Source organism: Gemmatimonadota bacterium (genome assembly GCA_030747075.1).
GTDB lineage: Bacteria > ARS69 > ARS69 > ARS69 > ARS69 > ARS69.
Genome location: JASLLL010000010.1, coordinates 1 through 16757 on the forward strand (window position 1 = coordinate 1; position 16757 = coordinate 16757).

Sequence of the window (16757 nt, forward strand, 5' to 3'; positions counted from 1 at the left end):
GGCGATCACGGATATCGAAAACCAAGTCCATGAAGGAATCCGCAAGACGATCCGACGTTTTCGCCTTAGGCCTTACGAGTTCTTCACCGAGGCCGAACTGCACACTTCCCTGCGGCAGGACATCCGCGCTGGACATTCGAAGATCATGACGGCTCGCCCTGGGAACCTGGCCGTAACCCTTGTGCATCAGGAATATCCGACGAACTTCCGGTACTCGAAGAGTGGCCTTCTCAGGGTAGGGCAAGGCGGACAGATCACCCCTGGATACCGCGGCATTCCTCTCACGGAAACAGATCTGAACTGCAGGAAGGGTGATCGGGGCCATTTCGACCTGGCCGTCCTTTCCCCCGACTTCCTGGATGACCGTCTCCCAAAGGCGGGGACGTCCAGTGGATCCCTCGAAGAGGGCCTGCGACACGTCATCAACAAGAGGATTAGTCTGGCACAGGAGAGGTTCACGGATAACCCTAGGAAGCATCGTCAGGAACTTCTCTACGCAATCGAGGTGAAGTACATTCACCTCTTCAATGCTGGGCACAGCAACATGCTGCGTGAAGTGGCCGCTGACTGCGAGAAACTCCACCTAGCCCACGCTCATTCTGGGGGCTTCGTCAAACCGATCTGTATCGTGTTCTGCTCATCTAAGGTGCACAAAGGGCGCGGCAAGAAAGCCCCCCTCGTCGATCAGCTGGCCAAACTCGCTGAGGGACAACTGGGCAGTTACAAGGTTCCAAAGGATGTGGCCCTGATCTTTGTCCGGTCCTTTCTCTCCGAAGGCGATGAGAAGTCCACCCCTCGGACGATCGTCTCGCCCGCCAAAGGCGGCGAGTCCTGGGTGGGAGCCCTTCGAAGGGCCGTGAAATGAACTCCTTGAGCCTTCCGCCAGCATACGCAGTTGGTTAACCTTCCCCAGCAATGGAAAGCGGCGAGCGGCCGCAAATGGAGTCCAAATGAGTGACCGACGGGCCTTTGACGGATTCTGCGCGGGCATCGACGACCAACCAAGACCCCGCACCGTTCTGCACGGGGAGCCTGTGGACGAGGAGCACTTCCAGGATCTCTCCAAGGGTCAGTTCCTGCCATTCTGCCCAGACCTGACTCACCGGTTCGAATACATTGCCTGCAACGACCCGGACGATGAGGGACTTTTCAAGGAACTATTCGGCCAGCGTAGGAAGGTCGCTGAGGAATGTGAAATGTGGTCCGCGAGACGGCTCATGGACTCCAGCGGAGAGCACATGTATCCAGAGTTCCTGGAACACTTCTATGAGCCTCCGTGCCCTTGTCCGCTGTACCAGCCAGTTGAAATAGCGGGCACGTACTTCTCCTCGCCGCACCGCATCGAGTACTACAAGGGGGCTCACAAGACCATCACCACGCTCCACGAGCGGTTCCATGCCTTACATCATCTCACGCCTGACTCCAATGGCGATATTTGGATTGACTTCCCAAGAGCAGGCCGCTTTGCCAAGGAAATGCTCGCGCAACTATTCACGTACAAATGGATCGAACTCAATCTACCCGACACTCTCCCTGACTTCACACGTCGCACAGACGGGCAGGGCATTCTCTATCAGACCTATCGTGCTTATCAGAATCGGTCGCCAGATGAGGTTGTGGAGCTGTATTGGGCTATTCGCATGAGAAAGGCCGGGGGATGGCTGGATCGAATGCCACGTAGACGTCTCGGCCTCGATCCCCGATCCCCATTTCCGAGTGACTCCATCACCTTGCGGTTCAGGACGCCTGCGGGTCGAGAAACTGACGATTCCGCCCAACACTTCATCCAAGCCGTAGGGGACCCGATCCTCAAATTGCTCGGCGTGCAACTCGGCACCCCCTCACGCTCCAAGGAACTGGATCCATTCCTCGGGTGGGAGAAGAGCGAGTGCACATCGAGCATTGTCTTTCCTTCCATGGCACCGCAAGGCTCGGGCAGGCATGAGAATTGGCCCGAGAGAATGAAGACGACGCGAAGACTGGTGGAAGTCCTGAACACTCTGCGCAAGGCACCAGCATTCATGTCGCTTCGACTCGGTAGGATCCTTATTCCATCCGAGTGACGCGCTGCCCGCGCGTGCTCACGCCACCCATGTCGCACGATATCACCAAACTTTGACCATATCTCCTTTCTCCGGCGCCGCGCATACCGCTTCCTCAATCTCTGGCATCTTCTGGTCGATAATAGGCGAGTTCTGGACCCGGTAGCCCTCTTGTGGGTAGGATGCCCGGGTCCAGCGTAGTTGGCCTCAAACTGCCAGGGAGGTTCGCATGAACCAGTCATCCAATCCCAGTCCCGCCGGTCCGAACAGGGCTGAGGAGTGGAAGTCTCGACTCGCGATCTTCGTGTCGGGGCTCCTGCTCTTTGAGACCCTCTCCGGGCTGTCGATCTGGCTTCTCCCGTTCAGCGTGCCGAATCAGGTTCTTGTCCTTCTTCACACGGTGGGCGGGCTCGTGTTTGTCATTCCGTATCTCGTCTACCAGGTGCGTCACTGGATGGTCTATCGAAAGAGAGCATGGTCTCACTACATGCTGACCGGCTATGTCGCTTTCGCCGCGATGTTCGCGAACGCGCTGTCCGGTGTCCTGCTCTCGATCCAGGCGCTGTTCTTCACGCGCATCTCGTACGCGTGGGACACCGTCCACATTGTGACGACCGTGGCGCTCGTGGCCTTCCTCCTTCCGCATGTGGTGCTTCTGATGGTCCGTGACCGAAAGGGCCGTTCCGGGAGTGCCGGGGAACTGGTGGACGCGGAGAAGCGCTGGACCTTCGGCGTCCTTGCGTGGACGGTGGGGATGTTCGTCGTGGCATTTGCCCTTTCCGCGCTCTACACGCCGGTGGAGTGGAACAACGAGTTTCCCGAAGGATACGCTTACGAAGAGGGGAAGAGCCCCTTCCGCCCGAGTCTGGCCACCACGCTCACCGGCGGCGCCTACGATGACCGGTCCCTGACCGGAAGCGAAGGCTGCGGCACCTCGGGATGTCACGAACAGATCTACGACGAGTGGGCCATCAGCGCGCATCGCTGGTCTTCGATGGATCCCGTCTTCCAGACGATCCAGGGGGTCATGGCGCAGCAGAACGGTCCCGAGTCGACGCGCTATTGCGGAGGGTGCCATGATCCGGCAAGCCTCTTCGCGGGCACGAAGAACATCTTCACCGAGGATCTGTCGAGCGTTCTTGGATACGACGAAGGCGTCTCCTGCCTGGTCTGCCACTCCATTCGCGAGACGGACCTCAAGGGCAACGCCAACTATGTGATGGCGCAGCCCGAGCGCTATATGTTCGAGACGGAGGAAGGGCCGAAGGCGAAGTTCCTGTCGGACTTTCTGATTCGCGCCTATCCCGCCAAGCATCTGGAAGTGTTTTCCAAGCGCCTCTTCAAGACGCCGGAGTACTGCGCGGCGTGCCACAAGCAGTTCATCGACGAAGAGGTCAATCAGGTCGGCTGGGTCCAGCTCCAGAACCAGTACGACAACTGGCGCAAGAGCAAGTGGAACCCCGAGGACAATCCGGAAGGCGTGGTGGAGTGTCGCGAGTGCCACATGCCGCTGAACGTCTCCACGGATCCCGCAAGCGGTGACGATCTGGATTCCTACAGGACGCTCGACGACGGGAAACACCGCGACCATCGTTTCATCGCGGCCAACAGTTTCGTGCCGAAGCTCCTGGATCTCGAAGGCTGGGAGGAGCACGAACGCCTCACGCAGGAATGGATGCGGGGAGAACGCGCCATTCCGGAGATCGACCACAAGTGGCCTTCCGGCCCGGCCGTTTCCCTGGAGATTCTGGCGCCGGAAGCCGTGGCGCCGGGTGAAGATCTGGATCTTCGCGTGGTCATCACTTCGAACAAGGTCGGACACGACTTCCCGACCGGCCCGCTCGACATCATCCAGGCGTGGGTCCGCATCGAAGTGACGGACGACGCGGGCCAGGTGGTCTACTCCAGCGGCAACCTTGACGAAGAGCACTTCATCGAGCCGGGAGCGTTCATGTTCAAGGCGGAACCGGTGGATCGCTACGGGAACCTCATCGATCGGCACAACCTGTGGGAGATGGTGGGTGTGCGGTATCGCCGGGCGATCTTCCCCGGATTCAGCGATCAGGCGCGCTACCAGTTCCAGTGTCCGTCGGAACTGGCGCAGGTCGGGGGAGCGGATCCCGACGCTCCCATCGGGAAGGACTTCACCGTGGATGCCACCGGCGTGGAGGGGGCGCTCCATGTGACGGCCTATCTCGATTACCGCAAGGTCGATCAGTACCTGCTGGACTTTGTCTACGGGGAGGACAATAAGGTCACGGCTCCCGTGGTGCGGATGGCGACGGCCGCGGCCACTGTTCGAATCGGGAGCGTGTAGACCGTATGTCCGCTCGCCGGAAGCTGATTCGGAAGACGCTGATCTTCTGCGCCGCCCCCGTCCTCGTGGTGGGGGCGGCGGTCATTCTGACCCGTCAAACCCCCGATGCCCCGTATGTCGCGGGGAAAGAAACCGACGGGATCACCCGCTCGCTGGATCGCGCCGCGGGGGATGGGTCCGCCGAACTCCGTTTCACCGAAGTCACCGCACAGGCCGGGATCGACTTCACACACTTCCCCGGTCTGCGCACCAGCCAGCTTCCCGAGGACATGGGGGGCGGGGTCGCCTGGGGAGACTACGACGGAGACGGCTGGCCCGACCTCTTCCTGGTCGGATACGCCGCGCCGATGGGGGCGGATCTCCACACGCCCGAGGCGCGCGCCGCATGCGATCGGCTCTATCGAAACCGCGGGGACGGCACTTTCGAGGATGTCACCCTTGCCGCGGGAGTGGCGGAACCGCATCGGGGCATGGCGGCGTCGTGGGCGGATTACGACTCCGACGGAGATCTCGACCTTCTCGTCTCCGGCTGGGGCGAACTCATCCTGCATGAGAATCTGGGGGAGGGGACCTTCCGCAATGTCGCAAGGGAGGCAGGCCTGTCGGGTGACGGATTCTGGGCCGGGGTGTCGTGGGCGGACGCGGACCTCGACGGCGACCTCGACTTCTATGTCTGCGGGTATGTGGACTACGAGGCGCTGCCTTACGGCATGTCGCCCCCGACTTCCGGTGCCGCAGAGTTCCCCTTCACGATCAACCCGTCTTCGCACGACGCTCAGGGCAACCGGTTCTTCGTAAACCAGGGCGACGGGACATTTGTGGACCGGGTGACGGAAGCCGGCGTGGAGTGCGTGGGCGGGAAGAGTCTGACTTGCGCGTGGGCTGACTTCAATGCGGACGGCCGACCGGATCTGTATGTCGCCAACGATGTCTCCGACAACGCCCTGTTCCTCAACCGGGGTGACGGCACTTTTGACAATGTCAGTTATGAAGCGCTGGTCGCCGACTATCGCGGAGCGATGGGCATCGGGATCGGCGACTGGGACGGCGACCTCGATCTGGACCTCTTCGTGACCCACTGGATCGCGCAGGAGAACGCGCTGTACTCCAGCATGATCACGGATCTGTCGGCGCCGGGCGAAGAAGCGCCACTGGAGTTCATGGACGATGCCGATCGCGTGGGGCTGGGGCAGTCCGCGCTGGATCTGATTGGATGGGGAACGGGATTTGTGGACTTCGACAACGACTCGCGCCTGGACCTGTTTGTCGCCAACGGGAGCACATTCCAGGATCCGAAAGACCTGTCGCGCCTCCTTCCGATGGATCCGCACCTGTACTGGAACGCCGGGGCGGAAGAGGGTTTCTTTGAGATCGGGGAGCAGGCGGGGATTCGAACCGACCCTCCCGGCGTGGGACGAGGCGCCGCTCATGCCGACTACGATCGGGATGGCGACCAGGATCTGATCATCCTGCGGCACGGGGGGCGCGCACGGCTTCTGCGCAACGACAGCGACGGCGGGCACTGGATCGGGCTCCTGCTGAAGGCGCGCTCGGGGCACGCGTCGGGGCTGGGCGCGCGGGTGATCGCCTATGCTGGCGGGAAGGCACTCTTGCGGGAAGCGGGGGCGGGGCCGTCGTACCTGTCGCAGAACGATCCGGAGGTGCGCATCGGACTGGGGGACGCCGCGCTGGTGGACAGCCTGATCGTGTCCTGGCCCGGCGGACCGAGGGAAGCGTGGACGCGGCTGGATGCCGACCGGCGCTGGATCGTGGAAGAGGGCGTTCGTCCGAAACCGGTGGGGCCGCGCGTCTCGGATGTCTCCGGGAAGGCGGTCGTCGCGGACATGCGCACGACCCTCACGCGGGACGAGATCCGTCGGTTCTGGGACCTGCGCAAGCAGGCGGACCGTCTCTTCGGGAGCGCCGACTGGGTCGCGGCGGCACAGCGGTACGGTGAGATGCTCGCGCTCGACTCCGTTCACGAGGACGCGCTGTACTACCGCGGCAACTGCTTCCTGGAACTGGCGCGTTACCGGGAGGCCCGGGATGCCTGGGAGGCGCTCACCCGCGTGAATCCGTCGAGTTCACGCGCATGGCTCCAGCTGGGGATCGTGTACTCCATTCCGGAAGCGGGCGGCCTCTTCGACCTCGCCAGGGCGGCGGCCGCTTTCGAGCAGGCTCACGACATCAACCGTGAGGAGAGCGGGTCGCTTGTCCGCTGGGGCGAAGTGGAGCTCGCGCGGGGGAATCGGGAGTCGGCCGGGAGGATCCTCCGTGTCGCGCACGAGATGAACCCCCGATCCACCTCCGCGCTGCTGTTGAGCGCGTACCTGGCCCGGGAGAATGGCCGGGGAGCACGATCGGGGGAGCTTCTGGAAAGGGCGGCGGCCTCCCTGGAGAAGATGGAACAGGTCGAGGGCGTCGCGGGAGAGGGAGACACCCGCTCGGACAAGCTGAGCGAGTCAGGCCGCAGAGCCGAGAGGCGGCGTCTTTTCTCCGCCTGCGTTCGGCAGCTGGCGCGCGCGCCGCGTCCGCTTGACGGAGAGGTTCTCTTCGCGTGTGTCGAGGAGGAGATCCGGGAGATGTCCGCGGCTCGTTGATCCGCCGGCGTGGCGGTGGTAAACTGGCGAGAAGTACCCCCCCGGCGGTTTGCCCATTCGCGGAACGAGGTCCCATGCATTCGTCTGCTGTTGTCCTGCGCGCGACGCGCTGTCTGTGTCCCCTTGCCTTTGTGCTGTTCCTCCTCGTTTCGGTCTCGGCTGCACGCCCCGCGCTGCCCGATCCCGAAGCGAGTACCGGAGTGTCGGCCGAGCCTGTTCGCCCCCTGATCTCGCGCTTCCAGAGCGATCCGAAGGGCGAGGCGGACCGGCTGCTTCTCTCCAGCGGGTTCTCCTTCCGTACTTCGGTCGGGGAGCCAGTGCTTCCGGCGGAGCTTCGGTCTTCGGCACCGCTCTCCCCGAACGAGACGGTGTCCCTTCTCGTGCAGGTGGAGGCGCCGGTTCAGGAAGGCGTCGTGCGCGCGATCCGTTCCGCGGGGGCGCGGATCGAGTCGTTCATTCCGCGGAATGCGTTCCTCGTGCGCGTTCGCGCGGGGGATCGTGCCGCGCTGGCCGCTGTTCCCGGCGTGCGATGGGTGGGAGACTACCATCCCGCGTACCGGATCTCCGCACAGGAGTCCACTCGGCTGCCGGGCGGCCGGGCGGACTTCACGCTTCTTCTCTTTGACGACGGAGACACCGGTGCGGTGTCCGGACGCATCACCGAACTCGGCGGGGAAGTGGAGATGGTTTCCGCCAACGGAATCAACCGCGCCATCCGCTGTCGGGTGGATCGTTCGCGGATCGTGGATCTGGCCGCGCATCCGGCCGTGCGCTGGATTGAACCCACGGAGCGCCCACGCTTTCAAAACGCCGATGTGCAGTGGGTGAACCAGACCTTTGTGAGCGGAGACCGCAAGGTCTGGGACGAGGGCATTGACGGGACCGGGCAGGTCGTCATGGTCGGGGACAGCGGTATCCGAACCAGTCACAACATGTTTCGCGATGATGCCGTGCCGATCACCGAATGGGGCCAGTTCCCCACGCACCGGAAGGTCATTGCGTACGAGAAGGCCGCGCCTTACGGCGACATTCTCTTCGGCGACACTTCCGGCGCGTCGTACCACGGCACGCACACCTGCGGCACAGTCGCCGGGGATGACTCGCCCCACGGGGGCAGCAGCAACGACGGGATTGCCAAGGGTGCGAAGATCTACTTCGTGGACGCGGGCGGTTCCACCAACGGGCTCTATCTTCCGGGGGATCTGAACGACTACTTCCAGCCCGCCTACGACGGGAACGCGGGCGGAGCGGCGCGCATCAGTTCCAACAGCTGGGGAAGCACCAGCGCGGGCGCTTATACGATCAGCTGTATGCAGACGGATCAGTTCTCCTGGAGCCACAAGGACTTCCTCATCTGTGTCTCGAACGGGAACAGCGGAAGCGTGGGTTCGGTCGGGTCTCCGGCGTCGGCGAAGAGCATTCTCTCGTCGGGAGGGACCAAGAACGGTTCGTGGGCCGGCCAGATCTACACATCGACCAGTCGCGGCCCGACCGTGGACGGCCGCACGAAGCCGACGGTCTGCTCACCCGGGCAGAGCGTCCGCTCCGCATCCGGGTCGAACGATGCCGGATACCAGTACATGTCCGGGACCTCCATGAGTTGTCCGAACCTCGCGGCTTCCGCCGCGCTCCTCCGGCAGTACTTCATGGAAGGGTGGTATCCCACCGGTGGCGCGGTGGCCGCCAACGCGATCACGCCGACCGCGTCGCTGCTGAAAGCGATGCTCGTGAACTCCGGCGTGGACAACTTCTCCTCGTACTCCATCCCGGACATGAACATCGGGTGGGGGCGCATCCTGCTCGACCAGGTGATGTACTTCCCGGGGGACGGGCGTCGGACGCTGGTCGTGGACGCCACCGACGGTGTGGCGACGGGCGAAGCGCATGAGTACACCGTTCGCGTGACGGACCCCTCCGAAGATCTGAAGGTCACCCTTGTCTGGACGGATTACCCGGGTGATCCCGCGGCGGCGGTCCAGCTTGTGAACGACATCGATCTGGAAGTCTCCCACGCGGCGAGCACATGGCTCGGGAATGTGTGGTCCGGCGGACAGTCCTCCACCGGCGGGTCCGCTGATTCGCTGAATGTGGAAGAGAATGTGCGGCGTGCCACTCCGACGGCCGGGGAGTACACGATCCGCGTCCTCGGCGCGAATGTGCCCTTCGGGGCGCAGCCCTACGCTCTGGTGGTGAGCGGCGGCATCGGCGGAAGCGCGGGTGTCCTGACGCTGGACGCGTCCTCGTACGCGCCGTCGCAGGCGGTCGGGATTCGCGTGGAAGACACGGATGCGGGAAGCGTCTCGGTAACGGTGGCATCCACGACGGAACCGGCCGGGGAGACGGTGGCACTCACCGGCGGGAGCGGCGTGCACACGGGTTCGGTGGCGCTGTCGCTCGGCGTGGCGGCTCCGGGTGACGGACTCCTCAGCGTCTCGCACGGGGACGCAGTGACGGTCACCTATCTCGATGCGAACCCGTCCGGGGTCGTGACCGCGGCGGCCATGATCGATGCCGACGACCCGGGCATCGGCGATGTGGCGGCCGTGGGCCGGGACATCTCCGCGACGATCTCGTGGACGACGGACGCTCCGGCAGACTCCCGCGTGGAGTACGGCACGACACCCGCGCTGGGGAACTGGAGCACGCTCGACACGCTGCAGGTCATCTCCCATGCGCATGAGTTGAGCGGCCTCAGTCCCCTGACGACCTACTACTTCGATGTGGTCTCGACCGACCACGCGGGAAACACCGTCCGTGACGACTTCGACGGCGGGCACTACCGCGTCACGACGGGAACGCAGGCGGATGTGCTGCTGGTGATCGCCGATGACACCTTCATTGAGGACCAGGCGTACGAAGACGCCTTTGCCCGGACGGGCTGGACCTTCAACACCTGGCGAAAGGCGCAGGCCACGGAGCCGGAGGTCGGAGATTCGTCGACGGGACTTCGCTCCTACCGCGCCGTCTGGTGGCAGGTCGGCTGGGAGCAGTATCCTCAGTTCCTCCGCCCGGCGCGGGACTCGCTGTCGGTGTACCACGATGGCGGCGGCCGCCTGGCGGTTGTGTCGCACGATGTTTCGTGGGCCTTTGCGAACATGGGTTCGGGGTTCTGGAGTCCGGTGAAGGCGGCGTGGCTGAATGACTACCTGCACACGGCATGGAACTCCGACCCGACCACCTGGACCGCCAACATCGGGGTCGCGGGGGATCCCATCAGCGATCCTTACGCAGCCGGCATCTCCTACACACCCTATCGGGACGGGGGAGCGGGCGACGAAGTGAGCATCGTGGACGGGTCGGGGAGCGGGGCCGCCAGTTGGTCCAACGATGATCTCTTCCCGGGCGACATCGGCATTCGCTGGGAAAGCGCGTCTCCGAACGGCACACCCGGCGACGGCGTCTGGGGCGGAACACCGACGAAGTACGCGGGGATGTACTTCGAGTGGTCCCGAATCAACGCGGGCGTCGCGGACGACGCCGACCGCGCGGAGATTCTCGACCGCACGCTGCAGTGGCTCGTGGGCGGAGACCATCCCGATGTGGCGGTCGTTGGACCCAACGGCGGGGAGGCGGTGTCATCGGGGCCTGTGGACATCTCCTGGACCGCGACGGCGGACGCGGCGACCGGCCGGGCGATCGATACGGTCAGCATTCAGATGTCTGACGACGGCGGGCAGTCGTGGAGCCTTCTGACCGACGCTCCGGGAGCCTCCCCCTATTCATGGGATGTTTCCGCGCTGCCGACCTCGGATCTCTACCGGGTCCGGGTGGTGGTCACGGACGACGGCGACCCGACCCTCTTCTCCTCCGACGCCTCGGATGGCGTCTTCACCATCGCAATCCCCGGGAACGAGACACGCGGTCCCGTGGTGCGCGCCGGTTCTCCCTCGGTGGCGCCGTTTCCCGTGGCGGCTCCCGGGAATGCCGTGCTGACGGCGGTCGTGTCCGACTCGCTGACCGGGGGGAGTCCCGTGGACGCCGCGGAGTGGAGCGTGGGCGCGGCAGCCGCCGCCGCGGGGAGCGGGACGGCCATGAGTGGATCGTTTGGAGCCGTCGTCGTGGCGGTTTCGGACACGGTGGATGCGTCCCTTCTGCCGGTGGGCGATGTGTCAGTTTGGATTCGCGGACGCGACGCGGCAGGCAACTGGGGTACGGCGAGAGAGTTCCCGATTCGCGTGAACGGCGACGCAACCGGCGTCGCTGTGCACGAAGCCGCCACGGCCTTTTCGCTTTCCCCCTCCACGCCGAACCCGTTCCACGGGTCGGTACGGATCGGGTATGCGTTGCCCACTCCGTCGCGGGTGCGCTTGAGCGTCTTCGATGTCGGGGGGCGTCTTGTCGCGCGACTGCTCGACGGCCCCGTTTCGGCCGGGCGGCACCATGCCGTCTGGGACGGGCGGGACGCGCACGGATCAGTGGTGGCTCCCGGCGTGTACTTCTGCCGGTACGAGGCGGGTGACTTCCGCGCAGAGGGCAAGCTGGTTCGCGTCCGGTAGCGGAGGCTACTCCTCTACCGGCGACGCCCTCTCCGGCGCGAACTCCGCATCGGTGTACAGCGGCAGGAGCGGAGGCGGGGGGGCTCCCGACGGCGCGTCCTCGAATCGCCCGAGGACGCGCCGGATTCGTTCGTCAACGCGCGCGGCACGCGCCCAGAAGTCGCGCGCTTCGCCTTCGAGGCCGGCGGTCCACAGAAGGGTCCCGCGGTTTGCGAGCATTCGCGGCTCGACGGGTCGAAGGAGAATGCCCCGCTCCGACGCGGCCAGCGCTTCTTCCAGCCTCCCCTGCTCGCCGAGAAGCCGTGCGCCCACGCCCCAGGTCTTCGCCTCCTGCGGGTTGAACGCGGTGGCCTCACTCAGGAGCGAGTCGGCCCGCGCCAACCGGCCGCGGCTGATGGCACGGTCCGCAAGGTGTCCGCGTGCGCGGCAGGTGGCCGGGTCCTGTCGCGCCCTCTGGAACGCGCGTTCGGCGGCGTCATGGTCGCGCCGCAGTTCCTCCAGAACGCCGACCCACTCATGCGCGATCCCCAGCCCGGGCGGTTCCGCGTCCGCCGCCTCCCGGAACGCCTCCCGGGCGGCGTTCCGCTCCCCGCGAGCCTCCGCCAGCCACCCCCGCCGGAGCGCGTTGCGGTAATCCGCCGGGACGCCGGTGGCTTCGGGAAGTGCCGGGGTCCGCCGAAGCATCCACAGCGCATCGCCCTTCGTGCGTCGCGGCCCCCGGTGGAAGGAGAGCGGCGCGTAGCGGTCGAGAAAGGACGGGTTGTCGAAGAGTGCGTGTTCCGCCGGGAGAGACGGGCGGATCCCCTCGCGAAAGACCACGACTCCCGGAGCCTTCGGAAGTCCCACGGGAAACACGCGTCCGGTGTGGGGAGTGAGCGGGAAGGTGCGTCTCCCGGAGAAGAGAGACAGCGCTCCGGTGCGCGCCGCGAGAAGTGCGCCGTCGCCCGAACCGGGGTCCGATCGGAGCCGTGCGCCGATCTGCGCCAGCCGGGTCCCCTCGGCCCGGGCAGCACTTCGGCGCGCGCGGTCCGCGGGCGTCGTCAACACCATGAGTACGAACGGCAGAAGCAGGGCGAAGACTTGCGCGCGTGGAATGTGCGTGGCGTCCGACGAATCGTCGGGAGCGGGGGCCTGCGCCCGCGCCACCGCATGAAGGGCCAGCGCGGCGAGTACGGTGAAGGCAGGCAGCAGCACCGGCGACGCCTGCGCGAAGGCCTCCGGCCCGGAGAAGAGGAGCGCCACGCCCGCGCCGACAGCGGGGGGGATTACGAATGCGGCGGGAATCGCGCGCCGCGCGACTGCGGTCACGACGAGGAAGGGGGCGACCAGGAGCGATCCCCACACCCAGACCCCGCCCAGCGTCGCGACCGTCGTCGGGAATCCGGGGCCGGGGGCGCTCCAGCCGCCGAGCATCGCCCGCGCGATCTCCAGTCGCGACCCGGCGGGCAGTAGCAGCGAGAGTGCGGCGATTCCCGCCATGACGCCCGCCGGGATCCACAGCGCGCGCCGACGGCATGGACCGGGCAGCGCACAAGACGCCACGGCGACCGGCAGGGCGGCCGGTGCCGAGAGAACCGCGGCCGACGCGAGGAGCGCTCCCGTCCGATCCGGCCCGCGCCGAGCGGCCCGCGCGAGCGCGGCCAGCACAAGAACCCCCGCCGCGGCGCTTCCGGGATGCGCGGAGAATGACGACGCAATCGCGGGGGGCAGGAGGAGCATCGCAGTGCCGAAGATCGCCGGTGGAATGCCGACCCGCTTCCGGAGGACGGTCCACGCGAGAGCGGCCGCGCCACCGAGAGCGAGGGCGCCGGGCAGGCGGAGAGCCGCCTCCGCCGTCGGGGCGACCTGATCCGCCATCCCGACGAGGAGCGCCGCCGCGGGAGGTGCGCCTTCGCCCCCGGGGGGCGTGGCATACCCGTGGAGCGATCCACGGAGCAGATCGCGCCCCACGCGGAGCAGGTGGAAGGGGCTGTCACCAATCGCGGGGAGGTTCCACCCGCGCACCGCCCCGCCCGCGAACGCCACCACCGCCGCAATCCGCCCGGGGAGCTCCGCGCGACGCTTCAGGGGGTCGGGTCCAGGATCTTGCGGGCTGCCGCGAGCACATCGCGCTCCCCTGCGTGGAAGAGAATCCTCCCCCCGAGGCCCAGCGGAAACCACTTCACTTCCAGCACTTCATGATCGTGGTCTTCCGTCCTGCCCTCCACAAACTCAAGCAGGAAGAAGTGGACCGTCTTGTGGATCGTCATCCCGCGTCGGTCGTCGTCGTCGCGGGATTTGTAGGTGTAGCGGATGACTGAAAGCGGACGAACGATGCGCCCCAGAAGGCCGGTTTCCTCCCGGACTTCACGCAGCGCGGCTTCTTCGGTGGTCTCTCCCTCTTCGATCCGTCCCTTGGGAAGGACCCAGACCGGCCCGCGACGGGAACGCGTGAGCGCCACCATCGGGGCATCTTCGTCGGCACGGTAGATCACCCCGCCGGCGGAGACTTCCGTGGTCTCGCGAAGAGGTTCCTCAGCTTCTGCCATCTCTGCCTCCCGAGCGTGTGGCGTCACCGTAACAGATCGCGCTGGCCCCGGCACTTGCGATTCCGACTCGCGCACGCCGCCCGGTTTGCCCTATATTGCTGCGCGGACCGGTTCGCCATTGTCCGGTGCGCGGGGAAGGGGAACAGGAAGAGGAACATGACCGAACTGGATGCGAGAAGTCAGGGAGAGATGACCTCCCGTCTGGACGCTCTCTCCAGAGAGTCCATGGAAGGGGAGGATGTGCTGGACCCTGCCCGGGTGCCCCTGGAGCGACCCAAGGGCCCCTTCGTCATGCCCGACTGTGCCAACTGCACCGATACCTGCTGCGTTCACGATGTTCCAGACTCCGGCATTCTGCTCTCGCTTCGGGACATCGCCCAGCTCATGGACAGCGGACTTTCGGATGTGGTTCACGGCACCTTCACCTTCAAGCGGACGCGCAAGGGGAAGCTCAAGCCGGAGATCGACACCATGCCCCGACTGGCGAAGAAGGACGGCCTGTGCATCTTCTACGACGGGGCCACCCGCCGATGCACCGGCTACGGCACCCGCCCCACCATCTGCCGCCGGTTCCCTTACGAGGTCCACTATCGGAGTCGCACCGGGAACCCCTACGCGCGCTTCATCGGCTGGGCGGACTGCCCCACGGTCACCGGAGGGGAGCATGAGGAATCGATCCTCCAGATGGTCCGGGACGCCGTTCACGACGAGAATGTGTCGCTGGAAGATGCGGTTCTCCTGGAACAGTGCGTGGACGAACTTCGGGAAGCCGGGTTCGACTTCGTGCTGCCTCCTCCGGATGAGTGCCCCTGACTCACATTCCTCCCGACTCCACGGTTGACGGTTTGCGCTGCCCGGATATTCTACCTTCAGCCTGAGTGCGGGGGAGGGGCGCGGAAGCGGGTCGAAGGCGCTTCCCCGAGCCTCCCCGGCCAGTCCGGAGACCCGATTGAGAGAGTCCTACGCCGTCGTTCTCGTGTTCCTCGCGGTGGGCATGGCCTTCGCGTGGGTCAGCATTCTCGTGTCCAGGCTCGTCCATCCGCATCACCCCACGCCTGAGAAACTCACCACCTACGAATGCGGCGAGGACCCCATCGGACGCGCCTGGGTTCGGTACAACACGCGTTTCTACACGGTTGCGCTTGTGTTCATCATCTTCGAGGCGGAGATTCTCTTCATGTTCCCGTGGGCGGTGGCTTACCGGAAGCTGGGACTCTTCGCGTTTGTGGAGATGCTCCTCTTTGTCGGAATACTGCTCACCGGGCTCGTCTATGTCTGGGCGAAGGGAGATCTGGACTGGGTGAAGCCCAGCCCTCCCTTCACGCGCGACGATGCCAGGCTTCCCGATCAGGTCCGAAGATGGGGTGCCCGCCCGGCGCGCCGGGCAGCCCCCGCGGCGGTGTCCGCGGAGGACGCATCATGAGCGGTCCGGACGCACCCCGCCGGGTCGAGGGCATCATCCCGCTTCAGGATGTGCGCGAAGTCGCCCCGAATCCGCCGACCGACAGTGCGCGGTGGATCGTCACCCGGAAGCCCTACACGACGGGAGTCCACGAAGGCGTTCCGCCTCTGGTTCGCGGGTTTGCGGAGAATGCTCTCGTTCAGAAGCTGGATACGCTGCTCAGCTGGGGTCGGGCGCACTCGCTCTGGCCCATGCAGTTCGGGCTGGCGTGCTGTGCCATCGAGATGATGGCCGCGCTGGCTTCGCGGTTCGATCTGTCGCGATTCGGGTATGAGGTGATGCGCGGCAGCCCCCGCCAGTGCGATGTCATGATCGTGGCCGGCACGGTGACCTACAAGATGGGGCTTCGGATCAAGCGTCTCTACGAGCAGATGGCGGAACCGCGGTATGTCATTTCCATGGGATCTTGCGCCAACTGCGGCGGCCCTTACTGGAAGCACGGCTATCATGTCGTGAAGGGCGTGGACAAGATCATCCCGGTGGATGTCTATGTTCCCGGCTGCCCTCCCCGTCCGGAAGCGCTCATCGAGGGCTTTCTGGTCCTGAAGGAGAAGGTCCGCCGCGAGCGACTCCTGGGCTACAAGGTGGAGTCGATGACGGCCGCGGATGTGGAGCCCGGAGAGATGGGCGAGTTCACGCGCCGGGAACGGGAGGAGGCGCTGGCCGCCGGAGAGTCGGCACCGGAGCAAGCGGAAGGGATGGAAGCCCGATGACCGACGCCACGCCCGCGCCGAAGCCGCCGCCGAAGAAGAAGCCCGCGCCGGAGCCTCCCGCGTGGACGGGCCGGGAGACGGCGGCGTCCATTCTGGCGGCGAAGTACCCGGAGGGCTGCCGGGTGGAGGAGGAGCGCGCGGATCCCACGGTGGAAGTGGACGCGGCGCTCTGGCCTGTGGTGGCGCGGTGGCTGAAAGAGGACGCGGCCCTGGCCTTCGAGACCTGCCACCTGGTGACGGGCATCGATCGCGGAGCCGAGGCGGACCGTCTGGAGGCGGTGTACTCGCTCTACAGCCGTGTGCGCCGCGAGTGGCTTCATGTGCGTATCCCCACCGGGCGCGCGGAAGGGGCGGAAGTGCCGAGCGCCGCGGGAGTCTGGCGTGCCGCCGACTGGCACGAGCGCGAGACCTTCGATCTGGTCGGCATCCACTTCACGGAGCATCCGGATCCGCGCAGGATTTTCCTTCCCGACGACTGGGAAGGCCATCCCTTGCGGAAGGACTACGACTATCCCGTCGAGTACCACGGCATTCGGGATGTCTACCGAATGCCCGGCGGCATTCTTGCCCCCGACGCCGACCCGCCGGAGGGAGACTGA

11 protein-coding genes are annotated in these 16757 nt (G+C 65.6%); 9 read left to right on the forward strand and 2 right to left on the reverse strand.

The window, feature by feature from the left end; translation table 11 throughout:
- The 5 genes from QF819_04920 to QF819_04940 form a co-directional block, all read left to right on the forward strand.
- Window positions 1–865 (forward strand): hypothetical protein (locus QF819_04920; GenBank protein MDP6802502.1); only part of this gene is annotated, 865 nt, incomplete at its 5' end.
- An 85-nt stretch (window positions 866–950) separates the two neighbouring features.
- Window positions 951–2063, forward strand: coding sequence for a hypothetical protein (locus tag QF819_04925; GenBank protein MDP6802503.1), 1113 nt, complete (start codon window positions 951–953; stop codon window positions 2061–2063).
- Window positions 2064–2271: 208 nt separating this feature from the next.
- Entirely contained in the window at window positions 2272–4359 is a 2088-nt protein-coding gene (locus tag QF819_04930; GenBank protein MDP6802504.1) for a multiheme c-type cytochrome, read from the forward strand.
- A gap of 5 nt (window positions 4360–4364) precedes the next feature.
- Window positions 4365–6959, forward strand: a complete 2595-nt coding sequence (locus QF819_04935; protein MDP6802505.1) for an FG-GAP-like repeat-containing protein — start codon at window positions 4365–4367, stop codon at window positions 6957–6959.
- Window positions 6960–7033: 74 nt separating this feature from the next.
- Window positions 7034–11455, forward strand: a complete 4422-nt coding sequence (locus QF819_04940; GenBank protein MDP6802506.1) for a S8 family serine peptidase — start codon at window positions 7034–7036, stop codon at window positions 11453–11455.
- 6 nt (window positions 11456–11461) lie between these two features.
- Here QF819_04940 and QF819_04945 read toward each other — a convergent pair whose 3' ends face one another.
- Both QF819_04945 and QF819_04950 read right to left on the reverse strand, forming a co-directional pair.
- Window positions 11462–13483: a hypothetical protein gene (locus QF819_04945; GenBank protein MDP6802507.1), complete on the reverse strand. Its 2022-nt coding sequence runs from the start codon at window positions 13481–13483 to the stop codon at window positions 11462–11464.
- 35 nt (window positions 13484–13518) lie between these two features.
- Window positions 13519–13983, reverse strand: coding sequence for an NUDIX domain-containing protein (locus tag QF819_04950; GenBank protein ID MDP6802508.1), 465 nt, complete (start codon window positions 13981–13983; stop codon window positions 13519–13521).
- Window positions 13984–14139: 156 nt separating this feature from the next.
- Between QF819_04950 and QF819_04955 the strand changes: the two genes are divergently transcribed.
- From QF819_04955 to QF819_04970, 4 genes are all read left to right on the forward strand, one after another.
- Entirely contained in the window at window positions 14140–14796 is a 657-nt protein-coding gene (locus tag QF819_04955; protein ID MDP6802509.1) for a YkgJ family cysteine cluster protein, read from the forward strand.
- Window positions 14797–14977: 181 nt separating this feature from the next.
- Complete coding sequence (locus tag QF819_04960) at window positions 14978–15406, forward strand: NADH-quinone oxidoreductase subunit A (protein ID MDP6802510.1); 429 nt, start codon at window positions 14978–14980, stop codon at window positions 15404–15406.
- Between the two features lie 146 nt (window positions 15407–15552).
- Entirely contained in the window at window positions 15553–16158 is a 606-nt protein-coding gene (locus QF819_04965; protein ID MDP6802511.1) for an NADH-quinone oxidoreductase subunit B family protein, read from the forward strand.
- Entirely contained in the window at window positions 16155–16757 is a 603-nt protein-coding gene (locus QF819_04970) for an NADH-quinone oxidoreductase subunit C (GenBank protein MDP6802512.1), read from the forward strand. Before QF819_04965 ends, QF819_04970 begins: the two co-directional genes overlap by 4 nt.